Raw genomic sequence first — 17,941 nt, forward strand, 5'->3', positions numbered from 1 at the left:
TTTTTCTCCACAATTATTCTAATTAAGATAGTATAAATATTTAGGGCAAGTAATTAAGCGAATAGTTCTGAAATTATTATTATAGAGGTATAAATTTTTGACTTATAATTATTAATTTTTAAATTTTTTTGGGGAATATTAACTAAAAAAGCAGAAGTTTTATTAAAAAACTTGTCATTAAATAATGAAATTTTACTTAATATTTTTTCTGTTTTAGAACTTAAACATATGAAGTTTTTAGAAAATTTGTCTAACATGGCCAAAAAATGTAGTTTTGTCTGATTGTGGTAATAAAATTAAATGTAGGAATTTCATCGCATACACCCGCAATATTTTTTTCATAATTTTAACATTTTAATATAATTTTAAAAAGAAAAAACTAATAAAATTTTCTATGCTTTTTATTGGTTATAGGCATTAAATAAAACTAACTAAATCAAAAAAACTATGAATCTGTTGCATGTTATTAATCTTTCAGTATTTCAAATTAAAACTTAAAAATAATAAATAATATCTAATTTACTAAAAAACGAGACATTTTTTCTCGGCTTTAATAGTAATTTGTTTTTTTAATCTTTACTAGTGTGAAGAAAATCGCCTTTTGCTTAAAAATTAAAAAGTTAAATTTTTTGCGCTAATTCAATGCAGCATTTTCGTATTAACTTAAAAATGTTTTCTTACAAATTATTATGCTAATTTTTTAACAATTTATAGGAAAAAATGAAATTTATGGTATAATTTGTTATCAAAGGAAAAATTATGCCAAAATATATTTTTGTCAGCGGTGGAGTTTTATCCGGGATTGGCAAAGGTGTTTCAGTTGCTTCGGTTGCTAATTTATTAAAAAATTGCGGCTATTCGGTTTATATTTTGAAACTGGATCCATATTTAAATGTTGATCCAGGGGTTTTATCACCTTATGAACATGGTGAAGTTTTTGTAACCGCCGATGGTGGTGAAACTGATTTAGATTTAGGTCATTACGAGCGATTTGTTGGTCAAAATTTTTCAAAAGATTCAAATCACACAAGTGGTAAAATTTTACTTTCAATTATTAAAAAAGAGAGAAAAGGTTTTTATCAAGGAAAAACTGTCCAAATAATTCCGCATGTAATTGATGAAATTATTTCACGAATCAAAAGTGTTGGCAATAAATACCAAAGTGATTTTATTTTAGTTGAAATTGGTGGGACTGTTGGTGATATGGAATCAAATCCGTTTTTCTTTGCAGCCTCACAGATGGCCGCTGAGTCAAATTTTAAAAATGTGTTTTTTATTCACACAACCTACATTCCTTTTTTGAATGCTTCTAATGAATTTAAAACTAAACCGGCTCAGTTTTCTATAGCTGAATTAAATTCGCGCGGAATTCGTGCAAATGCGATTTTTTTGCGACTTGAACATGATCAAATTGATGATCATGTTGCAAAAAAAGTTGCAAAAAGTGCCTTTTTGCCATTAGAAAATGTTATTGTTATTCCAAATCTTAAAAATATCTACCAACTTCCGTTGTTATTAGAAAAATCTAACCTATTAAATGCTATTTTTTCCCATTTTGAATTAGAACATAGACAACCTAAATTAGACAAATGGAGAGATTTTACTAATTTATTATTAAAAAAATGAGATAAAACAATAAAAATAGGTGCACTTGGAAAATACACACAATTTTTAGATGCTTATAAGTCAATTTTAGAAGCCCTTAAAATAACAGCCGCCTACCAAAAGGTAAATTTAGAATTAGAATTTATTAATACAGCTGATCTAAATTTTTCAACTAGTCAGTTAAAAAATTTTGATGGTATAATAATTTTACCAGGTTTTGGTTTTCGTGGATTTGAAAATAAAGTAGAATCTGCTATTTTTACTTATCAAAATAATATTCCAACATTTGGAATTTGCCTTGGAATGCAAGCAATGACAGTTGCAATTGCGCGACTAAATGGGATTAAAAACGCGCATTCGGCTGAATTTTTAGCAGAAAAACCTAACCAAACAAGTGTTCTTGATTATAATAAAATTGATGGTTCTAAACTTCAAATTGGTGGAACTCTCAGACTTGGTGAGTATAAGGTTGTTTTTGCGCAAAATTCCAGAATTGCCCAAATTTATGGAACTTCTTTTGCATATGAAAGACACCGTCATCGATTTGAAGTTGTTCAAAAATATGTTGACCAACTTGAGAATTCTGACTTTAGTTTTACTGGTCGAGATTCAGTTTCTAATTTAATTGAAGTTTGTGAATCTAAATCTCATATTTTTTATATTGGTGTCCAATATCATCCTGAATTTGTAACAAGACCGCTAGAATCTCACCCGCTTTTTAATAGTTTTTTTGAAACTATTATTAAAAATAAGTACTAAACTATTGTTTTTCCCGAGTTTCCCAGTTTGAAGGCAAAAATTCACTTTTTAGTGAATATAAATATGAAAAAAGACCCGTAAATCGGTGCTTTTTGAATGTAAAACCTTAATTTTAATTGGTAGCATTTTAAGTAATTTTATGGTATAATTATACATTATGAAAAAACAAAATTTGTTTTTATTTAGTGTTTAAGGATCTTCAAAAGATAAACCATATAAATATGTTGGCTGAACACAAGGTTATTCCAAAGATCCAAAACGTTGATTTAGTTTAGGAAATGAGCGGAATTTGGAAAAAATTAATCCAAATGCTGTTCAAATTATCAAAGAAAAATTGAAATTGTTTTCAAATTTAGATGACAAAGATAAAGTCAAGGCTATTTTACTTGATTCTATTAAAAATTCAAGCATAATCGAAGGTTCGGTTTTTGTTGGCGGGGAATTAATTGAAAAACTTATTGAAAAGCACAATATTTTTGAATCACTTCCTAAAAGTAGACATAAAAATATGAAGGAAATTTTTAACTACTTAATTTCAAAACGGATCACTGATCCTGGCAGCATTATTAATGCTTTTGATAAAAAGGATGACTACTCAAATCAAATAAATACTTCCAAAAATAGCTTTTATAGACTTTTAGATCTTGTCTATGAGTCACAAAATCAACTTTTAAATAGCGTCAACAAAATGGTTATAAGCGAACTTGGAAAAAGGGACAGTGAATTTTATTTTGATTCATCAACAGTCTATTTTGAGACATTTGAAAGAAATGGATTAAGAATTCCTGGTTATTCTAAAGATGCTAAATTCAAAGAAGACCAAATTGTCATTGGCTTAGCGTGTGATAAAAATGGTATTCCTTTTCATATTAAAGTTTTTAAAGGAAATACCGGCGATTCTAGTACATTAATCCCTTTTGTATTAGATGTTGAATCCAAATATAATATCAAAAATATGACAATAATCGCTGATCGTGGCATGTCAACTGCCGCAAATATTCGATTTCTTGAATCAAGAAACTATAATTTCATTATTTCTTATCGTGCAAAGGTAGGAACTCAAAAATTCAAAAATTATTTACTAGATCCTAGCGATTATGTTAATGTAAATGCTGATTTTAAGTATAAAAAGAAGAATTTTATTCATCTTATAAAAATAAAAGATACACTGAAAATATTAGAAGAAGAATTATTACTTACAGCACAAAAAAGAGCAATAAAAGACAGCAAAGCTCGCGAAGAGCAAATCGAAAGTTTTATTAAAAAGCAAAATAAAGATGGTTTTATTGAAGTAAACAAATTGTTTGGTAAAAAACCTAAATATTTTAAGGAAATTTCAAACATGAAATTTGAATTAGATCAAAATAAAATTGACAAAGACAAACAATTTGATGGCTACTATGTTTATGAAACAAATATACTAAATTTAAATGTCTTAGACATAGTTGAAAAATACCATAAACAGCCAAATATTGAAGCTAATTTTAGAAGTCTAAAAGGTTTATTGAATATTCTACTCGTATTTTTAAGAATTGACGAGCATATCCTAGCTCATACACTTTTGTGTTTTATCTCACTAGTTATTTTAAAAACTATAATATTTAAAATCAACAAACATATTAGTGATAACAAGTTATTTGAAAACAATCAATTAACTGAGGTTGGTTTAGTAACGATGTTGCAAAAATTAAGGCAAAGGGTTGAATTTAACACTTTAGATCAGCAAATAACATTTAAAAATCGAGATGGTGTTCCTAGTGATCCGAATATTTGAAATAGGTATGATTTTTACTATGATGTGTTAATAAATCAGTAAAAAAATTGTTATTAACTTTTACCGAAAAACTTAAAAACTGCCTAAAACCAGATGCTTTTTTAAAATTACCTTATGAAACTGGGAAACTCGGGATTATTAAAAATAAGTACTAAACTATTGTTTTTTTACTAATTTAAAGACTGGGGCAACATAATAAATACCAGAAATTACTGATATAATTGCTGCAAAAATAGTTGTCAAATTAAATAAATAATAGTGTTTTATAAAAATTTCAGCACTAATTGAGTATCCAAGGAAAATAATAACAATTGCTAAAATTTGTAAAACTGTCTTTAGTTTTCCTAAAAAATTAGCAGCTACGTTAATGTTTTTTTTGGCAAGAAAAATACGAAAGCCATCAACAATAATGTCGCGCAAAACAAAAACCAAAACAAGATATCACGGCGTTAATTCTAAATAAGATAAGAGAAAAAAAGTTGTGGTTGTCAGTATTTTATCAGTTATTGGGTCAAATATTTTCCCTAATTCTGACTCAAGACTAAATTTTCGGGCAAGGTAACCATCAAGAAAATCGGTCAAACTTGAAGCAACAAAAAAGAAAAACGCTATATAAAATAGCGAAAAATAATTATATTTGGAAAAAAGAAAGAGTAAAATAAAAATTATTAAGCCGCCAAGAAGACGAAAAAAAGTTAAAAAATTAATAAAATAAAATAAAATATCTATTTTTTTCTTCATTTTTTTCAAAAAGGTAGCTTAATCGGTTTTGTCGGAATGCGATTTTGATCAAAATATTGCTGACTTAATGTTGAGAGATCGTCAATTTTAACTTTTTTTTGTTTTAAATCAGCAATTAAATGACTATAGTATTTCAAAAAGCGGATTTTTTCGTCATTATATAATCCAAGAATATTTTTGTCAAATTTTTTCAAATAACTAGCAAAATCAGTGAAATAATTAAGTTCCTTAGCATTATGTTTTGCTCATAAATTTGATTTACTTTTGGATAAAATATTTATATTATTGAAAAAAATTTTTTCAGTTTCATACCCTGTTTGAATAATTTGGGACACAACTTGATCATTTTGGAGAACCTCAAGGTGAACGCGCGCTAAATTGTTTACATCTGACATTTTAAGATTAGCGCCAACAACAAAATTTGATACTAAATCAATATTTTTTTCAATTATTACAATAATTCGTGCTAAAAAAATTGCTAAGGTTTTGTTGCTTAATTCCTTAAGTTCAGCTTTTTCTATCTTTAGTCGCCTTAATTTAAGACGATTTGAAATAAAACCATAGGCTAAAAATCCTATGATTAGTGTTGTGAGCAGTGCAATTACGACTATTAAATTAGTATCAACCATAAATAAAAATTAAAAAATATAGCTATCTATTTTGTTTTTTTCTTAAATTTTGCCTTAAAATTATAGGTATTTTTGCTTTCAGGATCAGGTTTTAGAAAGCGACATTTAGGAAAACCACTGCATGCAATAAAACGCTGTGAAGTTTTTCGATTGTAACGGTAAACCAAATCCATACTGCATTCAGGACATTTTTCACCAGTTGTTTCAATTTCCATAACTATTTTTTCAAGCGGTTTTGATGAATCTGTAATTTTCTCTATTTGTGTTCAAAAATTATCAAGAAATTCCTTATAATCTTGTTTTCCTTGAGCAATCAAATCAAGTTCTTCTTCAATTTTAGCAGTAAAATTAGTATTAATAATATCTGGTGAAATTTTTAAAAGATTTTCCAAAACTATTCGCCCAAATTCGCTCGGAATTAACGCTTTTGACTCACTTTGAACATATAAGTGATCTTTAAGTTTTTTAACTGAAATTGCAAACGTTGATGGACGACCAACTTTGATATCATCTAACTTTTCAATTAAAGTACCATCATTAAATCTTGCCGGTGGTTGGGTTTCGTGCCTGGATTCTTTAATAGTTTTCTCAAAATTTGAATCAACTTCAAATTTTGAGTCAACTAAATTATCTAATGATTCAAATTCAGGTTTGAATTTTAATTCTGGAAGTTCTGTTGCCTTGAAGTATCCATCAAATACAAATTCTGAAAATGAATAAGTAAAATTGTGTTTTTTTGAGGATGTTTTAAATAATAGACGGGTAATTTTCCGAACAGGAACTTCCATCATTGCTGCAAGTGTTGTATTATAAACTAATTGGTAAATTTGGAAATCTAGTTGACTTAAAGGATATTTTTCTTTTGCTTGTTCAGGACTAAGTTCTAAATCTGTTGGTCTAATGGCCTCGTGGGCATCTTGATCACCAGCAAAACCTTTGATTGATTTAGCTATATAATCTTTACCAAAATTTTTTGAAATAAATTCGCGTCCTTTTTGAAGAAAAGTTTCACTAAGACGAGTTGAATCAGTTCTTGGATAGGAAATTAAACCATGATCGCCAAAACCTTCATAAAGTTTTTGTAGCGATAATGAAACAGAAGAAGACGAATACTGCGACATCTTTTTAAAAACAGTCGCTTGTTTTAAAGGTGAAATTTTAGCATCCTTTTTTTGAGAAATCTTAAATTCATCAAGAATTAAAAACGGATTAGTTTTAATTTCATCAGTGATTTCTGTCAAAGATTCCTGGGAAAAAATCCAGTCAGATTTTTTGGACTCATTTTCAGGATTATAATAATTAACCTCAAAAGAATTGTGTTTTTCGTCTTTTAATAGAACTGAAAGATTGAAATAAACCTCGGGAATAAAGGCTTTAATTTCTTCTTCCCTTTCAACAACTAATTTTAGGCCAATAGATTGAACACGTCCGGCAGCAGGAATTTTAGGTGCATTTTGAATTTTAGTTTTTAACAACGAAGAAAGACGAAAGCCAATAATTCGATCAAGCATTCGCCTAGTTTGCTGCGAATTTACCAAATCTTGATTTAGACGACCTGGATTTTCAAGAGCAGAAATAATTGCTGGTTTTGTAATTTCGTTATATTTTATCCGTTCATATTTATCAACGACATCAAGATATTCAACAAGTGAAGCACCAATTGCCTCACCTTCACGATCAGCATCGGTTGCTATAATGACTGTTTTAGCTTTTTTTGCTAATTTTTTTAATTCAGTTACAGTTTTTCTCTTAGTTTTATCAATTACATAAGAAGGTGTTCAGGTTTTTAAATTAATTCCAAGCCCAAATTCACCAGTTTTAGCCAAATTTGTAATGTGACCAACACAAGATGTTACTGTATAAGATGAATCTAGATAAGATGAAATCGTATTGATTTTATTTGGAGATTCAACAATTATTAGCTTTTCCACGATTTAAGGACAATTTTAACTTTTTAATTCTTTTCTTTTAATTTCTTTAAGACGTGCAGATTTTCCAGAACGTTCCTTCATATAATATAATTTTGCGCGACGAACTTTGTTTGAACGGACAACTTCAATTTTGTCAACAAGTGGAGAATGAAGTAAAAATGTTCTCTCAACACCAACACCGTGAGAAATTTTACGAACTACAAAGCTTGAAGATAGCCCATTTTTCTTAAATTTAATTACTAAACCTTCAAAAATTTGAATTCTACTTTTATTACCTTCTTGAATTTTAACGTGAACACGAACGTTATCGCCTGGCTGAAAAGTTTGGAAATCACGTATTTGGGTTGCTTCAACAATTTCCATTAATCTTGTTTGCATGTCTTACTCCTTAAAAATTTTTTTGTTGATTTATAAATTATAATAAAAAAAATTTATTTAACTATTTTTTTCTTTAAATTTTATATACTTCTCTCATAAATCAGGGCGTTTTTTTTGGGTATTAATTTCTCTTTGCTTTTGACGCCAGGATTCAATTTCTTTATGATTGCCTGAAATTAAAACTTCAGGAACTAATAACCCACGAAAATTTGCTGGTCGAGAATATTGAGGATAATCTAATAAAAAATTATTAAAAGTTTCATTATCTAAAGAATTTGGGTTTATTACGTTTGGCTGTAAACGCGAAATTGCATCAATTATTGCCATTGCAGCTATTTCGCCCCCAGTTAAAACAAAATCACCTAAAGACAATTCAAAATCGATGAAATTATCAATAATTCTTTGATCAAAACCTTCATAATGACCACATAAAAGAGTTATTTCTGGCTCTTTTGCTAGTTTTTTTGCAATATTTTGGTCAAATTTTTTACCTTGAGGGCTCAAGGCTATTTTTATGCCTCCAACCTTTTCAAGAGCATCAACAACTGGCTGAATTTGCAAAAGTAAGCCAGGGCCACCGCCATAAACATAATCATCTACTTTTTGATGCTTATTTTGACTAAAATCGCGAAAATTAATAATATTAACTGATATATCTCCTCTTTGAATTGCCTTTCCAATGATTGATTCAGAAGTAAAGGTTTCAAAATAGCGGGGAAACAATGTTAAAACATTAATTTTCATCTTTTAAGTTTTGAAAGAACTTTATGCTGAATGTTTTTGTTCTAAAAAAGTTTCAAAAATACCTTTTTTAGAAAAAATAGTTCGCACAGTGTTTGTTGTTTGAGCGCCTATATGCAATCAACGATATGTTTTTTCTAAATTAACCCTAGCAACTTTTTTTTGAGGATCATAAAATCCAAGTGATTCAATAAAACGACCATCACGAGGTGCACGCGCATCTGCGACAACTATTTTATAAATTGGACTAAATTTAGAGCCCATTCTTTGAAGACGAATTTTTACCATTTTAGTTCCTTTACTAGCTTTTTTGGGTTATTTTCATTAAGCAATTAAATAATTATATCATAAAATAATAAAAAAACAAATTTTTAAATAATTTTTGAGCGTGAAAAATCTAAAAAGATTAGCAAACACAGTTAATTTTATTGTTTCTTGAAATATATTAAATATTTAGTTAAAATATTCTCTAAGAAAAGTGGTTCTAATTTTTTTTAACAGTTGATTATTGCCTTATATAATGATAAATTTTGTTTTTTTATGGTTATTTACTAAAACAAAGGAACTTTTTTCGAAGCTTTTCATCATAGGATTGATGTGGCTAGTTTTGCAAAAATCTTTGTTGATAAAATTATTTAAATCTAAATTGTTTCATAAATTTGCAAATTAAAATTGAATAAAGATAGTTTACCATAAAATCTAAATTTTTTAAATTTAAACATAAAAATTTTAACTTAAAAAGTAAAATTACAAAATTTTTAAACTGCTTTTTTAGTTAAAATACTGGCAAAAATCATAAAAAACTACTATTTAAACTCAATGCAAATAGAAAACTCGTTTTTATTTGCAGCGAGCCTAAAAAACATATGAAGTTTTGAAAGAACAATAACCAAAAGCCATAAATTTGTAGATTTCTAAACGGTCAAATTTAAGGCATTCCATCATATTTAAAAATATAATGGATAATTCGCATTATCTTACTTTAATACAATAAAAAACATAACTAATTCCCCTTAATTCTAATATTCATTTATTAATTATTCTTAGTGTTGTTTATTATAACATAATTTTATTTTAGAGCAAGCATTTTTTTTTTTTTGCAGAAGGTTTATTTTAAAATAATAAAATTAAGATTTTGGCGTCAAAAAACGGGAATATTAAGTATTTTGTGTACTAAAGCAAATATGCTTTGATAAAATTTATCATAAAGGACCAAAATATGAAAAAAAGCAAAAACAATTATCCCCATTGCAGTTAGAAGCTAGAAAAATTGCTAACAAATACGTAGATTATAAAAAAGTAAAAGAGAAGATTTTCACAACGAAATTTCGCAAGCGCTTAAAAATATTGTTGAGGAGGTCTTAATGGCGGAATTAAGCCATCATTTAGGTTATGAAAAAGGCGATCGAAGCAAAAAGGTGTGCATAGACCGAATAACCGAAACGGGTTTTCGAGCAAAACTGTGAATTGTAAAAATGGTAATATTCGTCTAAAAATACCAAGAGATCGAAATGGCACTTTTGAGAACAAATTCATCGGTAAATACGAAACAAATTTAGCCGATATCGAAGAACAAGTGTTTTCACTTTTTGCATCAGGAATGTCATATGAAGATATTGCTAACACAATAAAAAATATCTATAAAAAAGAAGTAAGTAACGGCTGAATTTCTTCAGTTACTAACAAATTATTGCCTGAAATTGAAAAGTGAAAATCGCAAAAAATTGACAATTCCTATCCAATTTTGTACATTGATGGGATGTTTTTTAATGTTAAAGAAAACGGTGTTTTTTGTCAAGAAATCGCTTTATCTTATTCTTGCAATTGATTGGCAGGAAATAAAAAAATACTGGGATTTTGGATTAAAAATACCGAATCAGCAAGTAATTGACTTGATGTTTTTAGCGAACTAAAAACTCGCGGGCTGCAAGATGTTCTAATAATTTCTTGTGATAATCTAAGTGGAATTAGTCAGGCAATTGAAGCGGTTTTCCCGCAAACAGATATTCAAAAATGTGTTGTTCACCAAATTAGAAACTCGCTTTCAAAAGTTTCTTACAAGCACAAAAAAGAGTTTGCCCAGGATATGAAAAGTATTTATCAAGCGATTAATCAAGAATCTGCAATGCAAAATCTTGATGAATTTGCGGAAAAATGAGGTCAAAAATATCCTTCAATTATCAAGTCTTGGTATGCAAACTTCGTTGAATTAACGACATTTTTTAAATATCCATATGAATTGAGGCAAATAATTTATACAACAAATTCAATTGAATCAGTAAATAGATTAATTAGGAAAAATACAAAAACAAAAGGCGGAATTCAAAGTGTAAATTACCTTTCAAAAATAACTTATTTAACGCTCCAGAACGCATCTATAAAATGAAAAAGGCAGGTAAGAAATTGAGATACAATTAAGAAACAATTAGAAATTATTTTCCCTAATCGGTTAAATAATGTAAAATTAAATTAGATTTCTATTTTAAAAATGCATAAAAAATTTATAACACAAAATTATGAACACTCCCCAAAAAACGTGATTTAGCGGTATTTTTGCGTATTTATATTCGCTAAAAAGTGAATTTTTGGCATCAAACTGACAAACTCAGGTGTTTTGTTAATTATTTTTTTGTGGTTAAATATTAACAAAAGGTCTGGAATAATTTCAAGACGATAAATTTTTTATTAAATAAAATTTAGTCACTCAATGGAATTAAAAATTCGGAAAAATATTGCAAAAATTTTAAAATGTGCTATAATTATTTTGCATTTTTAAATTAACAGCATTAAATATTGTTCAAAAAAATTCAAAATTTGTCAAGATTTGTGAGTATCCTGCTGTTGGTGAAAACATTAGATTTTGAATTCATTTAATAAATATTTAGTTTTCTCTTTTTAGTCTAAAAATGCAAATTAAATTAGTAAAAGGAGAAAAAATGTCACGCTATACAGGACCAATTTTTAAAAAATCACGTCGTGTTGGCTTTTCTATTCTTGAAACTGGAAAAGAATTTGCAAAAGGTAAACAACGAAAATACGCACCAGGGCAACATGGTCAAAGACGTTCAAAACTTTCTGACTACGGTGTTCACCTTCGTGAAAAACAAAAAGTCCGTTTTATGTACGGTTTATCAGAAAAACAGTTTAGAAATACATATAAAAAAGCAACTAAAAAAACTGGTATTGCCGGAACTTTGTTCTTACAAGCACTCGAATCTCGACTTGATAATTCCGTATATCGCGCAGGATTTGCCGAAACTCGTCGTCAAGCTCGTCAATTAGTTAGCCACGGTCATTTTTTGGTTAATGGAAAAAAAGTTAATATTCCATCATATCAATTAAGACAAGGTGATACATTTGAATTAACTAAGTTAAAAAATGAAAAAATCCGTAAAAACGAGCAAATTTTAACAGCATTGGAAACAAAAACAGCCGCACCTTGGCTTGAAGTTGATAAACAAAATTTCAAAGTTGTTTTTTCTCGTCGTCCGGAACGTTCTGAGTTAAATCAGGAAATTAAAGAATCACTAATTGTTGAGTTCTACAGTAAATAATCTAATATTCTATATAATTGAAAAATCCAAACCTTTATTAGTTTGGATTTTTTTTGTTAAAAATGGTATAATTTAACAAAAAATAAGGGGGAAAAATGCCAAAAAAATTTGCTATATCTTCAGATCATGCTGGTTTTGAGAGAAAAAAAGAAATAATTCAATATCTTGAATCCTTAGGTCATCAAGTTACCGACCTAGGACCATATAATGATGAGTCAAGTTCTTATGCAATTTATGGGAAAAAGTTAGCTAATTTTTTACTTGAAAATGAAAATCAGATCGGAATTGGAATTTGTGGAACAGGTCTTGGTATGTCTTATGCGCTAAATCGTTTTAAAGGAATTCGTGCCGCAAGAGTAACAAATGAAAATGATGCTTTTCTGGCCAAATTACATAATAATGCAAATGCTCTTGCTCTTTCAGGTAGATTTAATTCCCTTGAAGAATCTAAAAAAATTATTGATAAATTTTTAGAAGCAGAGTACGAAGCTGGCCGTCACCAATCTCGAATTGACGAATTGGACAAATAAAATGCCTGAATTGCCAGAAGTTGTAACCGTTGTAAATGCCTTAAAAAAAGAGATTATCGGTAAAAAAATAGTCAATGTTTTGGCTAAAGATGAGAGTTTTATAAAAGAAATTTCATTTGTTGAATTTCAAAAAGTACTCAAAAATTCGACTATAATAGATGTTCAAAATAGGGCTAAACATATTTTATTTTTTTTAGATAACCAAAAAGTTTTACTCTCACATTTACGAATGAACGGGAAATATTTTACTTATAAGTATCCAAAATGAAATAAATTTGACTATATTTCCTTTATTTTTTCAGATAATTCAGTTTTAAATTATAATGATAGTCGAAAATTCGGGACTTTTGTTATTAGAGATCATTTTAATTTATTCAAAACTAAACCCTTAGTCGATTTAGGACCTGAACCTTTTTATATTAATGTTGAGGATTTTTACCAAAAAATCCAAAAATCAACTCGTTCAATCAAATCGATTTTACTTGATCAGAAAATAATGAGTGGGCTAGGAAATATTTATGCTGATGAGGTTTGTTTTGCAGCTAAAATTTCTCCAGACAAAATTGCTAACCAAATAACATTAGAACAGGCCAAAATAATCGTTGAAAAGAGCAAAGAAATTCTGCAAAAATCAATTGAATTGGGTGGATCAAGTATAAATTCATATACTTCTTTGAATGCTAAAGAGGGTAAATTTCAAAATTTTTTGAAGGTACATACTAAAAAAAATTTACCTTGCACTAAGTGCAATGAAAAAATTTTAAAAGTTGTTGTTGCTGGCAGAGGAACTTATTTTTGCCCAACTTGCCAAGTTGAATAAAAAACCTATCCCGAGTTTCCCAGTTTGATAAAATAATCTTAAAAAAGTGCCCGGTTTTTTGGGTACTTCTTTAACTTTTTTGACAAAAGTTAATTGCATATTTTAAAACACTAGAAAAATCATAAAAATACAACTATTACTTAAACTCAATGCAAATAGAAAACTCGTTTTTATTTAAATTGAGCCTAAAAAAATATGAAGTTTTGAAAGAACAATAATCAAAGCCTTAAATTTGTAGATTTCTAAACGGTGAAATGGGAGTGTTCATAATTTTGTGTTATAAATTTTTTATGCATTTTTAAAATAGAAATCTAATTTAATTTTACATTATTTAACCGATTAGGGAAAATAATTTCTAATTGTTTCTTAATTGTATCTCAATTTCTTACCTGCCTTTTTCATTTTATAGATGCGTTCTGGAGCGTTAAATAAGTTATTTTTGAAAGGTAATTTACACTTTGAATTCCGCCTTTTGTTTTTGTATTTTTCCTAATTAATCTATTTACTGATTCAATTGAATTTGTTGTATAAATTATTTGCCTCAATTCATATGGATATTTAAAAAATGTCGTTAATTCAACGAAGTTTGCATACCAAGACTTGATAATTGAAGGATATTTTTTGACCTCATTTTTCCGCAAATTCATCAAGATTTTGCATTGCAGATTCTTGATTAATCGCTTGATAAATACTTTTCATATCCTGGGCAAACTCTTTTTGTGCTTGTAAGAAACTTTTGAAAGCGAGTTTCTAATTTGGTGAACAACACATTTTTGAATATCTGTTTGCGGGAAAACCGCTTCAATTGCCTGACTAATTCCACTTAGATTATCACAAGAAATTATTAGAACATCTTGCAGCCCGCGAGTTTTTAGTTCGCTAAAAACATCAAGTCAATTACTTGCTGATTCGGTATTTTTAATCCAAAATCCCAGTATTTTTTTATTTCCCTGCCAATCAATTGCAAGAATAAGATAAAGCGATTTCTTGACAAAAACACCGTTTTCTTTAACATTAAAAAACATCCCATCAATGTACAAAATTGGATAGGAATTGTCAATTTTTTGCGATTTTCACTTTTCAATTTCAGGCAATAATTTGTTAGTAACTGAAGAAATTCAGCCGTTACTTACTTCTTTTTTATAGATATTTTTTATTGTGTTAGCAATATCTTCATATGACATTCCTGATGCAAAAAGTGAAAACACTTGTTCTTCGATATCGGCTAAATTTGTTTCGTATTTACCGATGAATTTGTTCTCAAAAGTGCCATTTCGATCTCTTGGTATTTTTAGACGAATATTACCATTTTTACAATTCACAGTTTTGCTCGAAAACCCGTTTCGGTTATTCGGTCTATGCACACCTTTTTTGCTTCGATCGCCTTTTTCATAACCTAAATGATGGCTTAATTCCGCCATTAAGACCTCCTCAACAATATTTTTAAGCGCTTGCGAAATTTCGTTGTGAAAATCTTCTCTTTTTACTTTTTTATAATCTACGTATTTGTTAGCAATTTTTCTAGCTTCTAACTGCAATGGGGATAATTGTTTTTGCTTTTTTTTCATATTTTGGTCCTTTATGATAAATTTTATCAAAGCATATTTGCTTTAGTACACAAAATACTTAATATTCCCGGTGAAATTTAAGCATTCCATCATATTTAAAAGTATAATGGATAATTCGCATTTTCTGATTTTTTTATGCCAAAAACATAATTAATTCCTCCTTAATTCAATATCAAATTTATTAATTATTCTTAAGTGAGTCTAATTGTAACCTAATTTTATTTTTGACCAAGCATTTTTTTTTTTTTTTTGCAAAAGGTTAATTTCAAAATAATAAAAATTAAGATTTTGCGTCAAAAAACCCTCCCGAGTTTCCCAGTTTTAAGGCAAAAATTCACTTTTTAGTGAATATAAATATGAAAAAACACCCGTAAATCAGTGTTTTTTGAACGTAAAACCTTAATTTATATTAATGTCATTTAATTGCATTTTAAGTAATTTTATGGTATAATTATAAATTATGAAAAAACAAAATAAAGATGGTTTTATTGAAATAAACAAATTGTTTGGCAAAAAACCTAAATATTTTAAGGAAATTTCAAACATGAAATTTGAAACAAGTTATTTGTAAACAATCAATATTTTGATATCTTAATAAATTACTAATAAAATTGTAATTAACTTTTACCAAAAAACTTAAAAAATTGCCTAAAACCGGATGCTTTTTTGAAATTACCTTATCAAACTGGGAAACTCAGGATAAAAATTAAGATTTTGCGTCAAAAAACCCTGATTTACGGGTATTTTTGCATTTCTGTATTCAATAAAAAGTTAATTTTCCCATCAAACTATCAAACTCGGAGGAACTTATTTTTGTCCAACTTGCCAAGTTGAATAAAAAAACCTATAAATTCATAGGTTTTTTTATTCAATTTTACTTTTTATTAGCTCTCAAAATTCTTCTTCAGAGATTCTTTTAACACCTAATTTAATTGCTTTTTCTATTTTTGATCCGGTCGATTCGCCCGTTACCAAATAAGCGGTTTGTTTGGTTATTGATGTGTGAAAATATGCGCCTGTTTGTTCGATAATTTTAACAAATTCGTGTCTTGGTTTGGATAATTTTCCTGAAATTGCAAACGATGTCCAACCAATTAAAGACGGTGAAATAGTTGGATTTTTGAAATTAAAATCCACGTTTTCAAGACAGTCAAGTAGTTTTTGATTTTCCTCATTGTTAAAATATTCAATCAACGAACTAATTATGACAGGACCAAAATCATTTTGATTTTTTAGTATTTTAAAATCTAACTTTCTTAATTCAGAGATATTTTTAGCATATCTTGCAAGAATTTTAGCAGCTTTTATTCCAACGTTTTTTATTCCTAAACCAAAAATTAACCTATGAAAATCGATGTTTTTTGCTTTTTCAACTTCATTAAGCAATTTAATTACTGACTTAATTTGCAAAGATGGAGCGCGTTTATTTTCTGAATTTAATTGACTAGGTTTAAATTCGGAATAAATTTTTTCAAGGTTATTTTTAAGGTCAAAAATATCACAAATATTAGAAATAATTTTTTTATCTAATAGTGTTTGAATTCTTTTTTCGGCTAGGGTTTCGATATTTAAAGCTGCTTTTGATGAAAAGTGAACGATTTTTTGAAGAATTATACCAGGACAATTTTTGTTTTGACAAAACTGATCAATTCCTGATTCGCTAAAAATTAGTTCAGACTGACATTTTGGACAGTTTTTTGCAATTGAAAAGTTAGTTTTTTCATGGTTTTCAACACTTCCGATAATTTGCGGGATAATTTCGCCCGCTTTTTTAACAAAAACATCAGACATTAAATTTAATTTTAGATTTTCAATATAAGAATAATTAGGCAAAACAGCCGAAGAAATAAGACTACCACCAAGATTTACCGGCTCAATTTTGGCATTATATGTGACTTTTCCGGTTCTGCCAATTGTGGGAAAAATTTCTAGAAGTTTAGTTTTTGCAACGTCATCTTCAAATTTAAAGGCAATAATACTGTGAGGAAATTTTGAAGTAAAGCCTAACTGATCATAAAGCAAAAACTCATTAATTTTGATAACAACGCCGTCAATATTGTAATTTAGTTGCTCTCTTTTTTGTTTAATTTGGCCAATAAAGTCAAAAACATCGTTTAAATTCTTACATTCTTTTTGAAAATCATTAGTTTTAAAACCTAATTTTTTTAAAAAAGCGATTGCCTCTAACTGTCTAAAAATTTTATGTTTTTCTGGTTCAACAAGTGTATAAAAAAACCCGCTTAAAAATGAAAAATCTTCGCTAGCTGAATCTTTTTGGTTCTTTTTATATCGTCTAAGAATTCCACTTGCGGCATTTCGAGGATTTTTGAAGACATTTGTCTCAGTTTGTAAACTTTCAAAGGCAGAATTATCTATGTAAATTTCCCCTCTTATTTCAAGGTCATCAAAATAATCTATTGTTTTAGGGATAAATTCATCCTTAATTTTAAGGACATTAACTAAAACATCTTCACCAAAAACACCGTCGCCACGAGTTAGTGCTTGAATAAGTTGGCCATTTTTATAGATTAGTGAAAGGGAAATTCCATCAATTTTTGGCTCGACAAAAAAAGTTACATTTTCTAAAATTACCATTGCTTTTTGGGCTCATTTTTCAAGTTCAGATTTTGTATGAGACTTATTGAGCGACAGCATCGGAACTGAGTGTTTAATTTTGGCAAATTTTGATGTAATTTTGCTACCAACTTGTTGGCTTGGAGATGAATTAAGTTCTTCTAAAGTAAAAAGATAGTAATATTTTTGCTCCAAATTTATTAATTCTCTCAGCTTTTTGTCATAAATTAAATCATCAACAAGTGGATTTTGCAGTTGATAGTAATGATGATTTCAAGTTTCAATTTGCTTTCTTAACTCAAGAATTTCATTGCGAATTTTAGAATTATTTTCCATG

At 28.2% G+C, this 17,941-nt stretch carries 14 protein-coding genes; 6 read left to right on the forward strand and 8 right to left on the reverse strand.

Annotated features, from left to right (window positions below):
- Positions 1–759: 759 nt before the first annotated feature.
- Positions 760–2,364: a CTP synthase gene (locus tag PWA39_RS02925; protein ID WP_069099387.1), complete on the forward strand. Its 1,605-nt coding sequence runs from the start codon at positions 760–762 to the stop codon at positions 2,362–2,364.
- 289 nt (positions 2,365–2,653) lie between these two features.
- A complete protein-coding gene (locus PWA39_RS02930) occupies positions 2,654–4,180 on the forward strand; it encodes an IS1634 family transposase (protein WP_274827431.1) in 1,527 nt (508 codons plus the stop codon).
- Positions 4,181–4,294: 114 nt separating this feature from the next.
- On the opposite strand, the gene pgsA is transcribed toward PWA39_RS02930, so the two are convergent.
- The 6 genes from pgsA to rpsP are packed head-to-tail and all read right to left on the reverse strand — an operon-like array spanning position 4,295 to position 8,846.
- Positions 4,295–4,879 (reverse strand): CDP-diacylglycerol--glycerol-3-phosphate 3-phosphatidyltransferase, encoded by a 585-nt coding sequence (gene pgsA, locus PWA39_RS02935; RefSeq protein WP_069099296.1) that lies wholly within the window; start codon positions 4,877–4,879, stop codon positions 4,295–4,297.
- Positions 4,864–5,508, reverse strand: coding sequence for an MHJ_0274 family protein (locus tag PWA39_RS02940; RefSeq protein ID WP_069099295.1), 645 nt, complete (start codon positions 5,506–5,508; stop codon positions 4,864–4,866). The genes pgsA and PWA39_RS02940 overlap by 16 nt, the downstream gene beginning before the upstream one ends.
- A 26-nt stretch (positions 5,509–5,534) precedes the next feature.
- Complete coding sequence (gene topA, locus PWA39_RS02945; protein ID WP_069099294.1) at positions 5,535–7,439, reverse strand: type I DNA topoisomerase; 1,905 nt, start codon at positions 7,437–7,439, stop codon at positions 5,535–5,537.
- Between the two features lie 15 nt (positions 7,440–7,454).
- On the reverse strand, positions 7,455–7,817 hold the full coding sequence (gene rplS, locus PWA39_RS02950) for a 50S ribosomal protein L19 (protein ID WP_010320873.1): 363 nt from the start codon (positions 7,815–7,817) through the stop codon (positions 7,455–7,457).
- 57 nt (positions 7,818–7,874) lie between these two features.
- Complete coding sequence (gene trmD, locus PWA39_RS02955) at positions 7,875–8,561, reverse strand: tRNA (guanosine(37)-N1)-methyltransferase TrmD (RefSeq protein ID WP_044283987.1); 687 nt, start codon at positions 8,559–8,561, stop codon at positions 7,875–7,877.
- A 21-nt stretch (positions 8,562–8,582) separates the two neighbouring features.
- Positions 8,583–8,846, reverse strand: coding sequence for a 30S ribosomal protein S16 (gene rpsP, locus PWA39_RS02960; RefSeq protein ID WP_044283988.1), 264 nt, complete (start codon positions 8,844–8,846; stop codon positions 8,583–8,585).
- Positions 8,847–10,020: 1,174 nt separating this feature from the next.
- Between rpsP and PWA39_RS02965 the strand changes: the two genes are divergently transcribed.
- From PWA39_RS02965 to mutM, 4 genes are all read left to right on the forward strand, one after another.
- The gene (locus PWA39_RS02965) at positions 10,021–11,031 is read left to right on the forward strand and encodes an IS256 family transposase (protein WP_274827432.1); all 1,011 of its coding nucleotides are present in this window, start codon (positions 10,021–10,023) and stop codon (positions 11,029–11,031) included.
- Between the two features lie 463 nt (positions 11,032–11,494).
- On the forward strand, positions 11,495–12,112 hold the full coding sequence (rpsD, locus tag PWA39_RS02970; RefSeq protein WP_010320876.1) for a 30S ribosomal protein S4: 618 nt from the start codon (positions 11,495–11,497) through the stop codon (positions 12,110–12,112).
- 95 nt (positions 12,113–12,207) lie between these two features.
- Positions 12,208–12,642 (forward strand): ribose 5-phosphate isomerase B, encoded by a 435-nt coding sequence (rpiB, locus tag PWA39_RS02975; RefSeq protein WP_044283990.1) that lies wholly within the window; start codon positions 12,208–12,210, stop codon positions 12,640–12,642.
- A 1-nt stretch (position 12,643) separates the two neighbouring features.
- Complete coding sequence (gene mutM / locus PWA39_RS02980; RefSeq protein WP_069099306.1) at positions 12,644–13,462, forward strand: DNA-formamidopyrimidine glycosylase; 819 nt, start codon at positions 12,644–12,646, stop codon at positions 13,460–13,462.
- A gap of 311 nt (positions 13,463–13,773) precedes the next feature.
- Here the strand turns inward: mutM and PWA39_RS02985 are convergent, their stop codons facing one another.
- The gene (locus PWA39_RS02985) at positions 13,774–15,030 is read right to left on the reverse strand and encodes an IS256 family transposase (protein ID WP_274827433.1); all 1,257 of its coding nucleotides are present in this window, start codon (positions 15,028–15,030) and stop codon (positions 13,774–13,776) included.
- 864 nt (positions 15,031–15,894) lie between these two features.
- Positions 15,895–17,940 (reverse strand): NAD-dependent DNA ligase LigA, encoded by a 2,046-nt coding sequence (gene ligA / locus PWA39_RS02990; protein ID WP_069099229.1) that lies wholly within the window; start codon positions 17,938–17,940, stop codon positions 15,895–15,897.
- Position 17,941: the final 1 nt, after the last annotated feature.

Origin of the sequence: Mesomycoplasma ovipneumoniae ATCC 29419 (assembly GCF_028885435.1) — a bacterium.
Taxonomy (GTDB): Bacteria; Bacillota_I; Bacilli_A; order Mycoplasmatales; family Metamycoplasmataceae; genus Mesomycoplasma; species Mesomycoplasma ovipneumoniae.